At 69.5% G+C, this 17,333-nt stretch carries 14 protein-coding genes and 1 pseudogene; 9 read left to right on the forward strand and 6 right to left on the reverse strand.

Annotated features, from left to right (window positions below):
• Window positions 1-66 precede the first annotated feature (66 nt).
• Window positions 67-2,490: a SpoIIE family protein phosphatase gene (locus J7E89_RS30270; RefSeq protein ID WP_374196915.1), complete on the forward strand. Its 2,424-nt coding sequence runs from the start codon at window positions 67-69 to the stop codon at window positions 2,488-2,490.
• A gap of 144 nt (window positions 2,491-2,634) precedes the next feature.
• Window positions 2,635-3,282 (forward strand): SUMF1/EgtB/PvdO family nonheme iron enzyme, encoded by a 648-nt coding sequence (locus J7E89_RS30275; RefSeq protein ID WP_214977798.1) that lies wholly within the window; start codon window positions 2,635-2,637, stop codon window positions 3,280-3,282.
• A gap of 48 nt (window positions 3,283-3,330) precedes the next feature.
• Here J7E89_RS30275 and J7E89_RS42135 read toward each other — a convergent pair whose 3' ends face one another.
• Together J7E89_RS42135 and J7E89_RS42140 are read right to left on the reverse strand one after the other, a co-directional pair.
• Window positions 3,331-3,627, reverse strand: coding sequence for a hypothetical protein (locus J7E89_RS42135; RefSeq protein WP_308315649.1), 297 nt, complete (start codon window positions 3,625-3,627; stop codon window positions 3,331-3,333).
• The gene (locus J7E89_RS42140; RefSeq protein WP_308315650.1) at window positions 3,627-3,815 is read right to left on the reverse strand and encodes a hypothetical protein; all 189 of its coding nucleotides are present in this window, start codon (window positions 3,813-3,815) and stop codon (window positions 3,627-3,629) included. The genes J7E89_RS42135 and J7E89_RS42140 overlap by 1 nt, the downstream gene beginning before the upstream one ends.
• Before the next feature lie 282 nt (window positions 3,816-4,097).
• On the opposite strand from J7E89_RS42140, the gene J7E89_RS30285 reads away from it, so the two are divergent.
• Window positions 4,098-4,652: an HPP family protein gene (locus J7E89_RS30285; protein ID WP_214977656.1), complete on the forward strand. Its 555-nt coding sequence runs from the start codon at window positions 4,098-4,100 to the stop codon at window positions 4,650-4,652.
• A gap of 91 nt (window positions 4,653-4,743) precedes the next feature.
• Window positions 4,744-5,220 (forward strand): hypothetical protein, encoded by a 477-nt coding sequence (locus tag J7E89_RS30290; RefSeq protein WP_374196920.1) that lies wholly within the window; start codon window positions 4,744-4,746, stop codon window positions 5,218-5,220.
• A gap of 46 nt (window positions 5,221-5,266) precedes the next feature.
• Here J7E89_RS30290 and J7E89_RS30295 read toward each other — a convergent pair whose 3' ends face one another.
• Window positions 5,267-8,029, reverse strand: a complete 2,763-nt coding sequence (locus tag J7E89_RS30295; RefSeq protein ID WP_214977657.1) for a BTAD domain-containing putative transcriptional regulator — start codon at window positions 8,027-8,029, stop codon at window positions 5,267-5,269.
• A gap of 250 nt (window positions 8,030-8,279) precedes the next feature.
• Between J7E89_RS30295 and J7E89_RS30300 the strand changes: the two genes are divergently transcribed.
• Together J7E89_RS30300 and J7E89_RS41255 are read left to right on the forward strand one after the other, a co-directional pair.
• Window positions 8,280-8,699, forward strand: a complete 420-nt coding sequence (locus J7E89_RS30300) for a nuclear transport factor 2 family protein (protein WP_214977659.1) — start codon at window positions 8,280-8,282, stop codon at window positions 8,697-8,699.
• 124 nt (window positions 8,700-8,823) lie between these two features.
• Window positions 8,824-9,027 (forward strand): hypothetical protein, encoded by a 204-nt coding sequence (locus J7E89_RS41255; protein ID WP_251061292.1) that lies wholly within the window; start codon window positions 8,824-8,826, stop codon window positions 9,025-9,027.
• Here J7E89_RS41255 and J7E89_RS30305 read toward each other — a convergent pair.
• Window positions 8,972-9,358: pseudogene (locus tag J7E89_RS30305) on the reverse strand (GNAT family N-acetyltransferase); the annotation flags it as partial. The gene J7E89_RS41255 and the pseudogene J7E89_RS30305 sit on opposite strands and share 56 nt — an antisense overlap.
• A 308-nt stretch (window positions 9,359-9,666) precedes the next feature.
• On the opposite strand from J7E89_RS30305, the gene J7E89_RS30310 reads away from it, so the two are divergent.
• Window positions 9,667-11,181, forward strand: coding sequence for an alpha-N-arabinofuranosidase (locus J7E89_RS30310; RefSeq protein ID WP_214977660.1), 1,515 nt, complete (start codon window positions 9,667-9,669; stop codon window positions 11,179-11,181).
• Window positions 11,182-11,248: 67 nt separating this feature from the next.
• Here the strand turns inward: J7E89_RS30310 and J7E89_RS30315 are convergent, their stop codons facing one another.
• Window positions 11,249-12,112: a rhamnogalacturonan acetylesterase gene (locus tag J7E89_RS30315; protein WP_214977661.1), complete on the reverse strand. Its 864-nt coding sequence runs from the start codon at window positions 12,110-12,112 to the stop codon at window positions 11,249-11,251.
• Between the two features lie 159 nt (window positions 12,113-12,271).
• Here J7E89_RS30315 and J7E89_RS30320 point away from each other — a divergent pair, with 159 nt between their 5' ends.
• Window positions 12,272-13,528 (forward strand): alginate lyase family protein, encoded by a 1,257-nt coding sequence (locus J7E89_RS30320; RefSeq protein WP_214977662.1) that lies wholly within the window; start codon window positions 12,272-12,274, stop codon window positions 13,526-13,528.
• Window positions 13,529-13,625: 97 nt separating this feature from the next.
• Window positions 13,626-15,692, forward strand: a complete 2,067-nt coding sequence (locus J7E89_RS30325) for a pectinesterase family protein (protein WP_214977663.1) — start codon at window positions 13,626-13,628, stop codon at window positions 15,690-15,692.
• Window positions 15,693-15,702: 10 nt separating this feature from the next.
• Here the strand turns inward: J7E89_RS30325 and J7E89_RS30330 are convergent, their stop codons facing one another.
• Window positions 15,703-17,232: an APC family permease gene (locus tag J7E89_RS30330; RefSeq protein ID WP_214977664.1), complete on the reverse strand. Its 1,530-nt coding sequence runs from the start codon at window positions 17,230-17,232 to the stop codon at window positions 15,703-15,705.
• Window positions 17,233-17,333: the final 101 nt, after the last annotated feature.

Here is a 17,333-nt window from a genome sequence, read left to right on the forward strand (position 1 = left end):
CACCTCCGACGGTGGCTCTGCCGGAGCGAAAAACCGGTGGTCTCGGCTACGGGGGCGCTGCGGGCTGTGAGAGAGCAGATGCGGGTGTTCGGCGGGGCATCGCTGACAGCTGTCTATGTGCTGGGCAAGAGCGACAACAGCCTGCGACTGTCGGAATGGGCCGGAGAATCCGGGGCCCCGTACGGGCTGTCGCCCAGCTACCCGCTCTCCGGTCGTGGCCCCGTCGTGGACGCCTTCCGCGCCGGCCGGCCCCTGTGGCTGAACGCGGCGGACCTGGCCGCTTACACCCGTCCCACTGACGAGAGTGCCGAGCAGACTCTGTCCGCCGGCATCTCGCTGGGCGCACTGCCGCTCGGAGCGAACGGGCGTCCACTGGGCTGTCTGGTCGTCGTGGACCGCCTCGGCCACGGTTTCGACGCCGAACGGCGCAATTTCCTGGAGCTCTACGCCGATCAAATCACCGCCTGGCTGGAAGCGGTCGGTGAACCGAGCACCCAGCACATCGGGCGCACGGAGCCCCGGCCGGTATGGGGCTCCGTCCTGGACTGTCTGAGTGTCGGCTCGTTCACCCTGGTCCTCAGCAGCGGGAAGATCGACGCGGACGGGCACGTGCTCGACCTCGTCGGCATCCCCCGGGACGACTTCGACGGACGTGTGGAGACCCTGCTGGCACACACTGTCCCCGACGATCTTCCCGCGCTCATGTCCATCGTGGAGCCGGTCCACATGGCTTCCGGCGGCCGGGAGCTGGAATTCCGTATCCGCCGCCCCACCGGCGAGCTGCGCTGGCTGCGCCTGCGGTGCCGGCTGCTGGCGGACGGCGGCGGCAGGCCGGAGCGGGTGCTTGGTGTGGTCGCCGATGCCTCGAATCTGCGGACCGGCGCCGACGAGGTTTCCAGGGTCCAGCGGCTGTCCGTCGCGCTGGCCGGTGCGATGACCGTGCGGGACGTCAGCAGGGCAGTGGTCGCCGCACTGCGCGACCCGCTGGGAGCCGATCGGGTGGCTCTCGCCGGACTCGAAGTGGACCGCCTGGTGGTCACGGTCCTGGACCCGCCGGAAGCCGATGCCTGGCCGGAGCTCTGGCGGACCGAATGGCGCTCCGAGTGGCCCGACGCGCCCGTCGCCGCCCTGCCCACGCTGCAGGCCGCACTGCGTGAGGGCCGCGCGAGCCTGTGGACGGCGGGCTCCGCCCTCGAACCGGGCCTCGCGGGCGTCGGCCCCGGTGGTCTCGCCGTACTGCCGCTGCCCGCCGAAGGCCGGGTGGTCGGCGCGTGCCTGGTCGGATGGGACGAGCCGCACGAGTTCGGCCCCGAGGAACGGTCCCTGCTCACCGCGACCGCCGGCCTGGTGGGGCAGGCATTGGTGCGCGCCCGCGCGTTCGACGCCGAGCACGAGCTCGCCACGATGCTCCAGCGCAGCCTGCTGCCCCGCAAGCTTCCGCGGCTGCCAGGGGGAGTGGCCGTCGCCCGCTACCTGCCGGCGACGGTGGGACTCGACGTGGGCGGCGACTGGTACGACGTGATCCCGCTCTCCGACAACCATGTGGCGCTGGTGGTGGGGGACGTACAGGGACACAGCGCCGGCGCCGCCACGATCATGGGTCAGATGCGTACGGCGATCAGGGCGTACGCCGTGGAAGGCCACCCGCCCGACGTGGTCGTCTCCCGCGCCAATCGCCTGCTCGTCGGCATGGAGACCGACCTCTTCGCCACCTGCTGCTACGTCGCCATCGACATGGAGGAGGGCGACGCCTGGTGCGTCCGGGCGGGCCACCTGCCGCCGTTGCTGCGCAACCCGGAAGGCGGCACCCATGAACTCACGCTCGAAGGCGGGCCTCCGCTGGGTGTGCTCGCGGAGGCGGAGTTCCCGATGACCGCAGTCGCCCTGGCCCCCGGCGCGGTTATGGCCCTGATGACGGACGGCCTGGTCGAGTCCTCCAGCCTTCACCTGGAGGACGGCATGCGGCGCGTGTGCGACGTACTCTCCACGACTGACCCGTCCGATGCCGGGCGGATGGCCGATGAACTGCTCGGCGGCGCCAACCGGCGCGACGACGACGTGGCCCTGCTGCTCCTGCGCTACGACGGAATGGGAGACCGGCCGCTCCGGGCGGGCTGGACGGTGTGGCGGCTGCCCGACGCCGTCGCGCACGCGCGACGTTTCACCTCCCGCACCCTGCGCACCTGGAACGTGTCCGAGCAGCGCGACGCGGTCCTGCTCATCGTCTCCGAGCTCGTCACCAACGCCCTGGTACACACGAAGGGCCAGGTGCGCCTCGACCTCACCCTCACCGGCGAGCGCCTGCGGGTGGCGGTGAGCGACGCGTCGCCGCGCGCGCCCGTCAGACCGGCGATCGTGGACTGGGAGGCGACTGGCGGCCGCGGCATCCTGCTCGTCGAGGCGGTCTCGACGTCCTACGGCTCGGTACCGCTGGGCGGCGGCAAACAGGTATGGGCCGAAACGCCCCTGCCGCCACCCGTGATCCTCTAGGCGGAGCCGAATCGTGGTCGCTTCCACGGGGAGGCCAACCAGCCACAACGTCATACGTATTGTGGGCGCGAGACGACCTTGTGGTCGCCCCGGACGGAGGCCCACCGCGTGCACCCAGCTACCGACGACCCGACGGCCCCCTCGATGGTTCATGTTCCCGGTGGCGCCGTGGACCTTCGGGACGACCGGCGCGGCACCAGCTGGCGGGCGGAGATTGCTCCCTTCCTGCTCGGCCGGTATCCCGTCACGGCGAGCCTCCACCGTGCCGTCTCGGGAGTGGATCTCTGTCCCTCTATGAGTGGATCCTCGCCCGTGACGAACGTCAGCTGGCTCGACGCGATCGACGTGTGCAACCGGATCTCGGACCTGTCCGGACTGAAGCAGGCATACTCCCGCGACGCACAGAGCGGGGAAGTGACCTGTGACTGGTCGTCCAACGGCTATCGCCTGCCGACCGAGGCGGAGTGGCAGTACGCCTGCAAGGCGGGTACCAGCGGCTACCGGTACGGGGAGACAGGCAACATCGCCTGGTACGCGGACAACTCGGGCGGCCGGGTCCACGACGTCGGCGGCAAGGCCCCCAATCCGTGGGGGCTGCACGACATGCTGGGCAACGTCTGGGAGTGGTGCTGGGATCTCTACGACGAGGAGATCTACGGCTCGTATCGCATCTTCCGAGGTGGGGGCTGGGCCGAGTCGATGCGGGGCTGCGGTGCCTCCGTGCGCCGCCGCAGTCACCCCTCGTTCAGGATCGACGACCTCGGCTTCCGGCTCGCTCGAACCGTGTCCTGAGGCACGGGGGCGCGGGCGCCGTCGCGCACCGGCTCCGCCGTCAGAAGGTCAGTCCGGAAGGGGGCTGCCACAGCGTGCGCAGTACCGGGCGCCCTGTTCGGTGGCCAACCGCCCGCAGTCGGGGCAGACCTGGGGGAGCAGACAGGCGGCTTCGCCCCCTTCGGCGGAGATCGGCGCCACTCCGAGGCCGGGCCGCCGGGTATGGACCGTCAGGTACGTCATCCCGTCCGGTCCGGCGGTCAGCGAGCGTCGCGAGCCCCGCGCCAGCCAGACGGCCGAGTGCAGCGTCACCGGATGGGCCTCGGCGCCGGTGCCGAGTCGGCCGCTGCCTTGGACGACGACCATCAGGACATCGAGGGCGGGTTCGGTGTGCTCCGCGATGACACCGCGGGCTGAAGGCGGATGAGATTGGCGTCCAGACCGCGCTGGGCCCCGGTCAGCCGCCACAGCGCGCCGGCCGCGTCGGCAGGAGCTTCGGCCATCGCTGTCTCAAGATCGGTCACGGCCCCGGCGAAGGGGGAGTGCCCCGTCATGTCCATCCTCTTTCGCGTCTCTTGTCCGACCACTTCAGCGCCTTCCAGAACAATTCTTCCGGCCGGCAACCGGCTCGACCGACCCGGTCCATTCCCTCGCAAACCTGAGCGATAAGGTCTTAGGCGATTGCGTCGGCCGAACCAGGACACGGGCGCAAGGGCGGGGCCGACTGTCGATCACAGTACTGCGCGCAGTTCGCCCGCTCCGACCCTGCGATCCTCCGATTCTCAGACTTTGCCCCCTGCCCGGCCGCCGGCCGCCCTGCCCCGGAAACACCTCACATGAGTATCGACGCTGCCCTGCGTCCCGAACCCGCCCAAGCCGCCCCTGAGGCGCCTCGCCGACGTAAGGCGGCCGGCCGTGCTCCGGCCCGGCCCACCCCGGCGACCGCCTTCCACAGCATCAGCGCCGTGACAGCCGTCCTGCTGGGACTCGTCGCGATCGGCGCGGTGATTCACGAACCAGTGCTGATACCCCCGCTGGCCGCCAGCGCGGCCCTCGTACACAGCGCACCCGCCCTACCGCTGGCCCAACCCCGCAGCGTGGTCATCGGCCACCTGCTCGGCACCGCCGTCGGTTACGGCGTAGGGGCAGCAGCGGGCAGCAGCGCATGGGCCGCTGCCGTGGCGGCCGGTGTCACGCTGGCCCTGATGATGGCCGCCCGCACGCCCCACTCACCCGCCTGCGCCACCGCCGTCGTCATCGTGCTCCAGACTCCCGCGCCCGCCCGGTTCATCCCCCTCGTGTTCGGGGCCACCGTCCTCCTCGTTGTGACGGGTTACGCCGCCTCACGCATCCGCCGCACCGCACTGAGGTACCCCGCCTACTGGTGGTGACCGCGGAACAGAACGGCATCGTCGGGCGCGACCAGGAAGATCCACCCTTCGGGGCAACGTCCGGCCGTCAGGCAGCGTCCTTCTGGGCGTGATCGAACTTATCGACCCCAGCAGCCCTGACGGCCCCTCCAGCCCCGACGACCACGAAGAGACCGTGCGGCCCGGCCCGTGGTGGCGTCATGCCTTGTGGGTGGCGGGCATCACCGTCCTCGGTGTGGGGGCGGGCTGGGCGGGCGCCTTCTTCCGTATCGGCCCCGAGGAATACGGGCTGCCGTCCGCTGCTCCGGGGGAAATCTGGCCGTATCTGCTCGCCTGGACTGCGAGCGGCCTGGCGGTGGCAGCCGTGCTGCGGGCTGTCGCCGCCAGGGTGCCGGTCTACGCCGTGGGGCGGATCGCAGCCGTGCTCACCGCCCTGGGAACCCGGGTCTCGCTGGGCTGGCGGCCGGAAGCACCGGTGCTGGCTGCGATGGCCGCGGCCGCGCTCACGGTGGCGGCCATCTGGTGCGCTATGGCGCTGCGCTCCCCCTCCCGTGGCGACCGCGAAAGGCGAGTTGCCTCCAGCGCCTGAGCGGGGCCTGATCAGAAGTTCTACGGCTTGGCGGTGTTCCGGTTCGCTACGTCTGCGCCATGAGCCGCAACATCGCCGTGTCGTACCGTGCTCGCAGCCCCACATCCGCCGACACCCGCAGAAGCGCGCCCAGCGCCCGTACCGTGCCCTCGTCGTAGCCGAACGACTCCGCCTCCCGCGCCGCGCCCTCGAGGCGCCGGATGCCCTCGGCCTCGTCACCCATCCCCAGCAGTGCCTCCCCGGCCGCCGTGAGCAACAGCACCCGGGTCGCTGCCGCGGACTCCTGGGGGTTGTCGAGGGCAAGCGCGGTGGTGGACGTGTCGAGGGCCGACTGCCATTGCCGGGTGTCCAGTTGGCGCCGGGCGAGGTGGTACAGGGCCAGCCGCTCGGTGTGCCGGTCGCCGGCACTGCGAGCCAGTTCGGCCGCCTGTGCGCATCCCTCGGCCGCTTCCTCCGGGCTGCCGAGCGCCGCTTGGGCCAGCGAAAGATTGACCAGCGCGGTCGCCTTGCCGCGCAGATCACCGGCCACGGCGGCGAGCGCCGGGGCGGCCTCCAGGTGGACCAGCGCCTCCTCCGTGCGGCCCTCTTCGGTCAGGATCCATCCGAGCAGGGCCAGTACCCGCGACTCGGCGCGGGCGTCGGCATCGGCCCGTGCCGCCTCAAGTGCCCTTTCCAGCAAGGGAGTCCAACCGTCCAGCACCCGCCACACCATCTGCGGCCACAGCGCCAGGACGATCCGCCAAGTCCTGCTGTGCAGTCCGGCGGCTTGCGCCGCGGCCGCCGCCAGGGTCAGGTCGTCACGCTCGGCCGCGTACCACGCCATGGCCTGTTCACGGTCCGCGAACTCCCGTACCGCCTCCGGCGGACGAAAGTCCGCAGGCAGCGCGAAGCACGACTCGTCGCCGGGCTCGGCCGCGTGGGCGGCGGCCAGGGCGGTGGCCACACTGTGGTCGAGTACGCGGACGAGGGCGTCGGGCCCGGCGTCCAGGCCGCGCGCGTACAGCCGTACGAGATCGTGCAGCGTCCAGCGCCCCGGCGCGGTCCGCGTGACGAGGTGCGCCGCCGTCAGCTTCTCCAGCGCGGCCTCGGCCGTGGCCGGATCCGTACCGGCGAGGGCCGCCGCCGTGTACCGGTCGACGTGCGTGCCCGGGTGGCGGCCGAGATGCGCGAAGTGGTGCGCGGCGTCGACGGGCAGCCGGCGCACGGTGAGCCGCAGCGCTGCCCGTACGCCCGTGTCCTCCACGTCCAGCAGGCTCAGACGGCGTGACTCGTCGGACAGTTCGGCGCTCATCGCGCTCAGGGACCAGTCCGGCTGATCCGCAAGTCTGGCGGCGGTCACGCGCAGCGCGAGGGGAAGCCCGCCGCACAACTCGGCCAGGCGCCGGGCGGCCACCGCCTCCGTGAGCACCCGCTCCTTGCCGAGCACCGCGGCGAGCAGGGCGGTGCTGTCCTGCGGTTCGAGTACGTCCACGGGCACGGGACGGGCGGCATCCGAGGCGATCAGGCCGCGCAGCCGGTACCGGCTGGTGACCACGGTGACGCACCGGGCGCCGCCGGGCAGCAGCTCTCTGACCTGCTCGCTGCCGCGCGCATTGTCGAGTACGACGAGGAGCTGACGATCAGCGGCAAGGGACCGGAACAGCGCGGAGGCACCGTTCGTCGACTCCGGGATCCGCCGCGGCGCGACCCCCAGCGCCAGCAGGAACTCGCGCAGCACTTCGAGATGGGCCGGCTCTCCCGTATCGCTGAAGCCGCGCAGGTCGGCGTAGAGCAGACCGCCGGGAAATCCGGCGCGGTTGCGGTGTGCCCAGTGCACCACGAGCGCTGTTTTGCCCACTCCCGCCGGCCCGGTGACCAGGCACACGGGTGCTTCGCCGGCGGCGGCCCGGGACAGTGCGGTGAGTTCGGCGGCGCGTCCGTGGAAGCCGCGCGGCATGCGCGGCAGCAAGTCGACCGTGGCTTTGGGCGCGGAGGCCGACGGCCCGTGGGCGGTGGCGGGAACGGGTGGCGGGACCGGAGCCGGCGCTTGTGCCGCACCGTAGCCTTCCCCTCCCTCCCCACCCTCCACACCCTCCCCGCGCAGCGCCACCGCGTACGCGTCCGCCAGTTCACGGCCCGGATCGACGCCCAGTTCGTCGGCGAGCAGTCGCCGGGTGCGGTGGAACCAGTCGAGCGCCTCCGAGCGGCGCCCCGCACGCTGAAGTGCCCTCATGAGCCCGGCGGACAGCGATTCGCGCAGCGGATGGTCACCTGCCTCCGCGCGCAGCACGGCCGCGGCCCGAGCGTGCTCACCCAACCGCGCGTAAGCTGCGGCCAGCGATTCCACGGAGGCCAGCCGAAGCTCCTCCAGCGCGTGCGCGGCCGCCTGCAGTGGCGGGCTCGGATACACGCCGGTCAGCGCGGGCCCCTGCCACAGCGACAGCGCCTCCTGATACATCGCCACGGCGTCGGCGGGCGCACGCTGACCGCGGGCCAACGTCACCAGCTCTTCGAAGCGGTGGGCATCCAGCAAGGTCTCCGGCATCCGCAGGACGTACGCCGCGCCCTGAGTGACCAGTTCGACACCGTACATCTCGGCATCCGCACCGGCGAGCATGGCCCTCAGGCGCGACACATGGCCCTGGATGACACTGCGGGCACGCGGCGGCGGTTCGTGATCCCACAGCGTGGCCGTCAGGTGGCCCACCGGCACAGGGCAGTTGGGCCTCAGCAGCAGAGCGGCGAGGAGACTGCGCCGCTTGGCGGGACCGAGTGGCAGTTCGCCGGTCTCGGTGGCGACGGAAACCGCTCCGAGCAGCCGGAACTCCACTGGTGCAACTCCTTCTGGGGGAAAGAGCCAGATTACCGGAGGTGTGTGCGGCGAACGTGCCGGGTGCCCGCGGGATCACTTCGGGTCACGGTGGATCAGCCCGGCGCCGTCCTGGACCACCTTCACGGCCACGGCTCAGAGCGCGGGCAGCGGCCTACGTCGACGAGCCGACAGGAAGGTGGCCCGCGACGGCCGCCCAGCCTGTTGAATGGCAGGCCGGAACTTCAACGCACGAGGTGACGGAGCAGCCATGGGCGAGACTGAGACTGAGAACACGCGACTGATGCAGGACATCTTTGCCGGGCTGGCGGAAGGGAACGGCCGGCCCCTCGCCGAGAGCCTCGCCGACGATTTCCACTGGACGATCATCGGCTCGACGCAATGGTCCGGGACCTACGAGGGCAAACAAGCCGTCCTGAACGAGCTCTTTCGACCGCTGCTCGCCCAATTCGCGGACACGTACACGAACACCCCACAACGTTTCATAGCTGCTGGCGATTATGTTGTCGTGGAGTGCAAAGGACGCGCCACAACCACGGAGGGGAAGCCCTACCACAACACGTACTGCTGGGTTTGCCACATCAAGGATGGAAAGTTGCAGGCACTGACCGAGTACTGCGACACCGACCTGATAGCAAGAACGCTTGGGAAACCTGGCGACATGAACTGAAGGCGGCAACCGTCCGATGACAAGCGCCGACTGGGTCACGATCGCGGCCTACGAAAACCTGCCGGGTTGCCTCCGGCCGATGGTGGCTGCGCGCGCTTGACTGCGAGACCGCGGCATCGACTGGATGCCCTTCGACCAGGATGAGATCCGCTGGGGCCTGGCCTGCGGTATCGGTTCTGACGGGCACTGGCACGGCTGGTTCGACGTCCGTGTCCACCCCGACGCTCTGCGTCGGCTGGGCCTCCACCCCGACCAGCCGCTCTCGGAAGTTACTACTCCTTCTCCACCTGGTTGGTGGCATGCCGCAGCTGAGCGCCAGGCTCACTGACGGAGCTTGGGCCGGCGGTCCAGGTGGTCCTGTAGTACTTCAGCCGTTCGTCTTCTGCGACCAGCCGCATGCCCACAGCGGTCATGACGTGCTGGGACGCAATGTTGTCGTGGTCCGTGTCGCCCTTCACGCAGGTGATGCCGCGTGAGCGGGCGAACGCCAGCAGGGCGCGGCGCGACTCGGAGGCGTATCCCTTGCCTTGTGCTGACGGGATCAGGCCGTATCCGATCGTGACACTGCCGCTGTGGTCGGGAGGGCTGTGGAAGCCCAGGCCGCCGATCGCGTGCTCGTCGTCGCGGCGCCGGATCTCATAGGAGCCGAAAGGCTGGGGGTGGCTCTCTTCTCTGAGTCACTCGCACCGTCGAGGGGCGCGAGCGCTTTCCTGCGGCTCGGAGGAGGCCGTCCCACGCCCCGTTCCGGATGTTCGAAATACCGGACGCCGCACGCACCTTCGAACGGACCGTAAAGTCGAACATCACGCGCGTCAACGGTTCGCGCACGCTCTCGTCAATTTCCCGGCCGCCGCGTTTGGCGCACCGGACGTGCCTGCCAGGCCATTGACCTCCGGATCCGGGCCGACTTACCGTCTGTCCGGGCAATCGTTCAACGTCCGGTATCCCGAACCTGGTTGAGGGAGTCATGACCCGTTCCGCCCGCTTCACCCTGCACCCCGACTACACCGTCGGCGACGTGGATCCCCGGCTCTTCGGCTCCTTCGTCGAGCACCTCGGCCGCTGCGTCTACACCGGCATCCACGAGCCGGGCCACCCCTCGGCCGACGAAGAGGGGCTGCGTACGGACGTACTCGAACTGGTCCGTGAGCTGGGCGTCACGGCCGTGCGCTACCCCGGTGGCAACTTCGTGTCCGGCTACAAGTGGGAGGACTCCGTCGGTCCTGCCGACGAACGGCCGCGCCGCCTCGATCTGGCCTGGCGGTCCACCGAGAGCAACCGCTTCGGGCTCAGCGAGTACATCGCCTTCCTGAAGAAGATCGGCCCGCAGGCCGAACCAATGATGGCGCTCAACCTCGGCACCCGGGGTGTGGCAGAGGCCCTGGAGCTCCAGGAGTACGCCAACCACCCGGCCGGCACGGCCCTTTCGGACCTTCGGGCGGCCCACGGCGACAAGGACCCCTTCGGCATCAGGCTCTGGTGCCTCGGCAACGAAATGGACGGACCCTGGCAGACCGGCCACAAGACGGCCGAGGAGTACGGTCGCATCGCCGCCGAGACCGCCCGCGCGATGCGCCAGATCGACCCGTCCGTCGAGCTCGTCGCCTGCGGATCGTCCGGTCAGTCGATGGACACCTTCGCCGAGTGGGAGGCGAAGGTACTCGCCGAGACGTACGACCTCGTCGACTACATCTCGCTGCACGCCTATTACGAGGAACTCGACGGCGACCGCGACTCCTTCCTGGCGTCGGCCGTCGACATGGAGTCCTTCATCGAGAACGTCGTCGCGACCTGCGACCACGTCGGAGCACGGCTGAAGTCGAAGAAGAAGATCAACCTTTCCTTCGACGAGTGGAACGTCTGGTACCTCTCCAAGACCCAGCGCGAGGCCGAGGAGAACCCCCTCGACTGGCCCGAGGCGCCCCGCCTCCTGGAGGACAACTACTCCGTCACCGACGCCGTGGTCTTCGGCTCCCTGCTGATCGCGCTGCTGCGCCACGCGGACCGCGTCACCGTCGCCTGCCTCGCCCAGCTCGTCAATGTCATCGCGCCGATCCTGACGGAGCCGGGGGGCCCGGCCTGGCGGCAGACGACGTTCTTCCCCTTCGCGCAGGCGTCCCGGCACGGACGGGGGCGAGTGCTGGACGTGCGCGCGGACTCACCGACGTACGAGACGCGGAAGTACGGCGAGGTGTCTCTGCTGCACGCGACAGCGGTACGCGCGGACGACGGCACCGTCACCGTCTTCGCGGTCAACCGCAGCCAGAGTGAGCCGCTGAAGCTCGAAGTGGCGCTCCAGGGACTTGGGTTGACATCGGTCTCGGAGCACAGCGCGCTGGCCGACGCGGACCCGGAGGCCCGGAACACTCTCGAGGATCCCGAGCGCGTCACCCCGCACGAGGCAACGGGCACGACGCTCCAGGGCGGCACGCTGAGCACCACCCTGGAGCCGCTGTCCTGGAACGTGATCCGACTGGGCTGAGGGTCCCGCTCGGATCACCGGGGGAGGAGGGGGTAGGCCGGGTGCGACCGGTCCACCCCCGGTCCCCTCACACAGAGGAAACCTGACGGGCCGGTATCACCTCGCCGGAGAGCGGCAGACCGAGCCCGGACACCGCCCGGGCGACCAGGCGGGACATCTCGGTGGCACCCTTCACCTGGAAGTGGGTGTTGTCCTGGATCCCGTTCGGGAAGTTGGGGTACTGACCCGGAGCCAGCCACAGGAAGATGCCCTTGGACGGCTCCACGCCGAGCCTTGTCAGGAAGACCCGGCTGAGCTCGGACAGGTCGACCAGCGGGGCCCTCTCCTCGGCTGCGACGGCGCGCGCGGCGTTCACGTACGCGGGGAAGGAGACGTTGAACTCGCCGGTCGACGTGTTGTAGGAGCGGCGGGAGACGGGCGTGACGACGATCGGTGTCGCGCCGCGTGCGCGAGTGGCCCTGATGTAGTCGTTGCGCAGGTACTCCTTGTAGTCCGCGGGTGAGGTGTAGCGGTCCGGGTTGCTGACGGTGGCGTCGTTGTGCCCGAACTGCACGCACAGATAGTCGCCCGGCCGGATCGCCCGGTGGATGGCGGCCAGCCGCCCCTGCTCGATGAAGCTCCGCGAACTGCGCCCGCCTATGGCGTGGTTGGCGATCGTGACGTTCTGGGTGAAGAAGCCGGGGAGTGTCTGACCCCACCCTGCCTCGGGGTAGTAGCCCGCGCGGTACGTCTGCGCGGTGGAGTCACCGGCGATGTACACGGTCGCGGTCGCCGCTGCGCCGGTGGCGGTACGCCGGGACTCCGCGGCAGCGGTGCCGGGGAGATACAGGCCGGCGCCGGCGCCGAGCGAGGCGGCGGCACCGACGAGAAAGCGTCTGCGGCTCGTGGCAGTGATCGGAGCCGGGTTGTCGTTGTCGCCGCTGAGACCCATATGGCGCTCCTGACAGTGGGGGGTTGAAAGCGTCGAGCTCTTGTCGCCGCCGCCCGTGAATAGGTTGCAGGGCTCTCTGTACGAGTTTTTTGTTATCCGGGGGCCTTCCGGTACGTCTCCTGAACGTTTTGCGCCCCCCACGACAACAGGAGTCCCCTCATGGGCCACGACAACAAGCACCGCGCGCTGAGCCGCCGCACCCTCCTCCAGATCGGTGGCGGCCTCGCGGTCGCGGGCATCGCCGGTGGTGCGGCGGCCGCCTTCTCCGGCGACGCCGCGGATGCGGCGGCCGGCGCCCCGGCCAACGCCGCGCCCGCCCGCACGTTCACGCACCCGGGCATGCTCCACGCGTACGGCGAGCTCAATCGCGCGAAGGGCAAGGTGGCGGCGGGGACTCAGCCGTGGTTGTCGGGATGGAACCGGCTCACCGCCAACCGGCACGCCCAGTCCACCTGGAAGGCCAGCCCGCAGGCGACGATCATCCGGGGCGGGACCGGCCAGAACTACACGATCCTCTACAACGACATCCATGCCGCCTACCAGAACGCCCTGCGCTGGAAGGTCGCCGGCACCGCGGCGCACGGCGACGCGGCGCGTGACATCCTCAACGCCTGGTCGGCGACGCTCACCACGGTCACCGGCAACGCCGACCGGTTCCTGGCCGCCGGCATCTACGGCTACCAGTTCGCCAACGCGGCCGAGCTGATGCGCGGCTATCCGGGCTTCGATCTCGCCAGGTTCCAGAAGATGCTGCGAGAGGTCTTCCACCCCCTCAACAACCAGTTCCTGACCCAGCACAACGGCGCCTGCGTCACCAACTACTGGGCAAACTGGGACCTGTGCAGCATGGCGTCCGTGATGGCGATCGGCATTCTCTGCGACGACACGGCGAAGTACGACCAGGCCGTGAACTACTTCAAGAACGGCGCGGGCAACGGCTCGATCAAGAAGGCCGTCCCCTTCCTCCACCCGGACGGACTGGCCCAGTGGCAGGAGTCCGGCCGCGACCAGGGGCACACCATGATGGGCATGGGCCAGATGGGCGCGATCTGCGAGATGGCCTGGAGTCAGGGCGACGACCTGTACGGCTACGACGACAACCGCTTCATGCGGGCCGCCCAGTACGTCGCCAAGTACAACCTCGGCCAGGACGTGCCGTTCACCAAGTACACCTGGGGTACCGGCACGAACTGCGCGTACCGCGAACAGACCGTTATCTCCGCGGACGGCCGAGGCCAGGTCCGCCCCGTGTGGGACCTCCTGCACTACCACTACGCCCGGCGCCGCCGGCTCTCCGTCCCGTACATCACCGCCATCGCGGAGAAGGCGCGACCCGAGGGCGGCGGCGGGGACTACGGTCCCAACAGCGGTGGTTACGATCAGCTCGGCTTCGGCACACTGATGTACGCCAAGTAAGGCGGTAAGCCCATTGGCCGACCCCGGCAACCCCTGCACCGTCGGCGGCAACTGCTCTGTGAACCCCATCCCCCCACGTACGGAATGGAAGCGACGCATGAGCGAGATACGCAGAACGGCGCACCGCCGCAGAGGGCGCAGGGCTCTGGCGGCCGGTGTCCCGACGGCGCTGGTCGCCGCAGGGGTGCTGGCCTACGGCACGGCCTTCGGGGTGTTCGGCGAGGACGCGCAGCCCCGGGCCGCTGCGGCCACCGTTCCGGCGGCGTGGGCCGACGACGTCGCCGACGGCTTCGCGTCGGTCGACGCGCTGGGACAGAAGGGCACGTACGGCGGCCGCGACGGACGGACGGTGACGGTACGGACCCTCCCCGACCTGGAGAAGTACGCGACCGCGGCGGAGCCGTACGTCATCGTCGTGGCCGGGGCGATCACGATGGATCCCAAGGGCAAGGAGATCAAGGCCGCCTCGGACAAGACGATCGTGGGGTCGGGAACCTCGGGCCAGATCGTCGGCGGCGGCTTCTTCCTCGGCCAGGGCGTCCACAACGTCATCATCCGGAACCTGACGATCCGGGATTCGTACGAGGGCATCTGGAACGACAAGGAACACGACTGGGACGCCATCCAGATGGACGGCGCGCACCACGTGTGGATCGACCACAACAATCTGCGGCACATGGCCGACGGCCTGATCGACGTACGCAAGGACTCCACGTACGTGACGGTGTCCTGGAACAAGCTGAGCGACAACAACAAGACCTTCGGCATCGGCTGGACCGAGAACGTCAAGACGGACATCACGATCCACCACAACTGGCTGCGCGAGAGCGAGCAGCGCAACCCCTCCACCGACAACGCCGCCCACGCGCACCTGTACAACAACTTCCTCGAGGACCCGCCGGACACGGAAATCACCACCTCCTACGGCAACTACGCACGCGGCAGCACGAAGATGGTCCTGGAGAACAGCTACTTCCGGGGCCTGAACAACCCCGTCATCAGGGACAGCACCGCCGGACTGGTCCAGCGCGGCAACGTGTTCTCCCGCACCAGCGGCCGCAACGAGAGCGGCGGCACCGCGTTCGACCCGACGACGTACTACAGCTACACCCTGGACCCGGCGGCGGACATTCCCGCGCTGCTCAAGTCCGGGGCCGGGCCCCGCAGATCCCTCGGTACGACGCCGAGTGCGGCCGGCTCCGGCGCCGCGGCCGCCCTCACGGTGGCCAAGGACGGCAGCGGCCAGTACACGAGAGTGCAACAGGCCGTCGACGCCGTCCCGGCGGGCAACACTTCACGGGTAGTCATCCAGGTCAGGCCCGGCACGTACCGCGAGCTGGTCAAGGTCCCGTCGAACAAGCCGCACATCACGATCCAGGGGACCGGTGCCGGCCGCAAGGACACCGTTATCGTCTACGACAACGCCGCCGGCACTCCGAAGCCCGACGGTTCGGGAACCTACGGCACCAGCGGCAGCGCCACTGTCACCGTGCAGGCCGATGACTTCCAGGCCCGTAACCTCACCGTCTCCAACGACTTCGACGAGGCGAAGAACCAGAACCTGAGCGGACAGCAGGCGGTGGCGCTGCGCACCGCGGCCGATCGGGTCCTTCTCGACAGCGTCATCGTCAGTGGTGACCAGGACACACTGCTGCTGGACACGGCCGCCACGGACAAGCTCGGCCGGGTCTACGTCACCAACTCCTACATCATCGGCAACGTCGACTTCATCTTCGGCCGGGCTACGGCGGTGATCGACAGGTCGGTCATCACCCTGAAGAAGCGCTGGGACGGCAGGTCGGCCGGTTACATCACGGCGCCCAGTACCGCCGCCGACCGCAAGGGCTTCCTCATCACCCGCTCGACCGTGAACGGTGACGTGTCAGCGGGGAGCTTCTTCCTCGGCCGTAACTGGCACGCGGGCGGTAACGCGGCTCTCGACCCGCAGGCCACCGTCCGCAACACCACCCTCAGCTCCGCCGTCAAGGCCACCCCCTGGTCCGACATGGGCGGCTTCTCCTGGAAGGATGACCGGTTCGCCGAGTACAAGAACACCGGACCCGGCTCCGGACCCGCCAGTGGCGACCGGCCCCAGCTGACCGACAGCCAGGCCGCGGACCAGGAGACCGCTGACTGGCTCGGCAACTGGACGCCCGGGAACTGAACGCCCCTGGTCAGTCCTCGATGACAAGAGGCGGCGTCGCCCGGTGCAGCACCTCGCCGCGGAAGAACTCCGGGCTGTGACGCCGCATCAGCAGCATGATTACGGCGCCGAGGAGCAGCAGCCCCACGCCGATGACGAAGACGCTGCCGATGCCGGCGACCGAGCTGCCGCTGCCGTAGGACGGCTCCCAGGCGTCCCTCAGCGTCCGGAGGAACACGCCGGTGAGCATCAGGCCGCCGAGGCCCGGCAGGAGACCCTTGATCAGGAGGTTGCCCGGCGAGCGCCGCAGCTCGCGGCGGAAGAACCAGACGCAGGCGAAGGCCGTGATCCCGTAATAGAAGCTGATCATGAGACCGAGCGCGAAGACGGTGTCCAGCAGGACGTTCTCGCTGACCAGTGTCATCAGCGTGTAGAACGAGCCGGTGATCACGGCCGCCGTGACGGTGGCGCGGGAGGGGGTCCTGAAGCGCGGATGTACGGCGGCGAACATCGTCGGCAGGGCTTTGTAGGTGCTCATCGCCAGGGCGGTGCGGGCCACCGGGAGGAACGTGGTCTGAAGGCTGGCTGCGGCGCTGGTCAGGACCGCGACGAAGAGCAGTACGCCGATGCCGGAACCCATGACCGGATAGGCGAGCGCGGCGAAGACGTTGTCGGCGGTGTCCGGGTTGGCGAGACCGGTGCCCGTGGTGCCGACTCCCGCGTACATCTGGGCGCCGACGGCGACGAGCAGGTACGTACAGACGATGACGACGATGGAGAGCAGCGCGGCGCGGCCGGGCGTCCGCTCACTGCCGATGCTCTCCTCATTGACCGTCAGGCAGGTGTCCCAGCCCCAGTACATGAACATCGACAGCGTGACGCCGGCGGTGAAGGCGGTGAAGGACTCGACGCCGAACGGGTCCAGCCAGTACCAGGAGAAGTCGAGAGCCCCCTCCGCCTCCCCGGATGTGGAGATCGCCATGACGATGAACAGGGCGAGTACGACCAGTTGCAGGCCGACCAGCACGGACTGGAGCCACTCCGTGACGGTGATACCGCGGTAACTGACGCAGGTGGCGGCGGTGATGAAGGCCAGGGTGGTCAGGATATGGACGGCCTTGTTGTCGTTGAGTTCGGTGACGTCGGGGCTGCCGGTCGCCTCGCCCAGGGAGAGGTAGAAGAACTCCGTGGCCACCCCCGCCAGGTTGGAGAGCACCACGATGGAGGCCATCAGCAGCCCCCAGCCGCACATCCAGCCGGTCGTCGGACCGAATGCCTTTACCGACCAGGCGAAGGAGGTGCCGCAGTCGGGCAGCACCTTGTTCAGCTCGCGGTAGGCGAAGGCCACCAGCAGTATCGGCACGAACCCGGCGAGGAAGATTCCGGGCATCCGCAGCCCGGCCTCGCCGACGGTCGGTCCCAGGGTGACGGTAAGGCTGTAGGCGGGGGCGACGGTGGAGATACCGATCACCGTGCCGCCGAGTAGGCCGAGGGTGTTGCCGCTGAGGCCCTTGGCTTTGAGGTCCTCGCGGTCCCCGGCGTGCGCGGCTCCTTGTTCCATTGCCCCAGCATTCCGTCCAGCGGTGGCGTTCAGCCCGCCGTGCCCACCCGTCAGCGTGTCGCGGTCCCTGCTTCCGGCTACTCCATCCCGGTCGAGGTGCC

Origin of the sequence: Streptomyces sp. ISL-100 (assembly GCF_018614615.1) — a bacterium.
Classification (GTDB): domain Bacteria; phylum Actinomycetota; class Actinomycetes; order Streptomycetales; family Streptomycetaceae; genus Streptomyces.

Excerpts from the sequence above, each read along its gene's own strand:
- J7E89_RS30330 (WP_214977664.1), bottom strand. The coding sequence starts at position 17,232 with ATGGAACAAGGAGCCGCGCACGCCGGGGACCGCGAGGACCTCAAAGCC.
- J7E89_RS30285 (WP_214977656.1), top strand. The coding sequence starts at position 4,098 with ATGAGTATCGACGCTGCCCTGCGTCCCGAACCCGCCCAAGCCGCCCCT.
- J7E89_RS42135 (WP_308315649.1), bottom strand. The coding sequence starts at position 3,627 with ATGGTCGTCGTCCAAGGCAGCGGCCGACTCGGCACCGGCGCCGAGGCC.
- J7E89_RS42140 (WP_308315650.1), bottom strand. The coding sequence starts at position 3,815 with ATGACGGGGCACTCCCCCTTCGCCGGGGCCGTGACCGATCTTGAGACA.
- J7E89_RS30325 (WP_214977663.1), top strand. The coding sequence starts at position 13,626 with ATGAGCGAGATACGCAGAACGGCGCACCGCCGCAGAGGGCGCAGGGCT.
- J7E89_RS30300 (WP_214977659.1), top strand. The coding sequence starts at position 8,280 with ATGGGCGAGACTGAGACTGAGAACACGCGACTGATGCAGGACATCTTT.
- J7E89_RS30320 (WP_214977662.1), top strand. The coding sequence starts at position 12,272 with ATGGGCCACGACAACAAGCACCGCGCGCTGAGCCGCCGCACCCTCCTC.
- J7E89_RS30315 (WP_214977661.1), bottom strand. The coding sequence starts at position 12,112 with ATGGGTCTCAGCGGCGACAACGACAACCCGGCTCCGATCACTGCCACG.
- J7E89_RS41255 (WP_251061292.1), top strand. The coding sequence starts at position 8,824 with ATGCCCTTCGACCAGGATGAGATCCGCTGGGGCCTGGCCTGCGGTATC.
- J7E89_RS30310 (WP_214977660.1), top strand. The coding sequence starts at position 9,667 with ATGACCCGTTCCGCCCGCTTCACCCTGCACCCCGACTACACCGTCGGC.
- J7E89_RS30275 (WP_214977798.1), top strand. The coding sequence starts at position 2,635 with ATGGTTCATGTTCCCGGTGGCGCCGTGGACCTTCGGGACGACCGGCGC.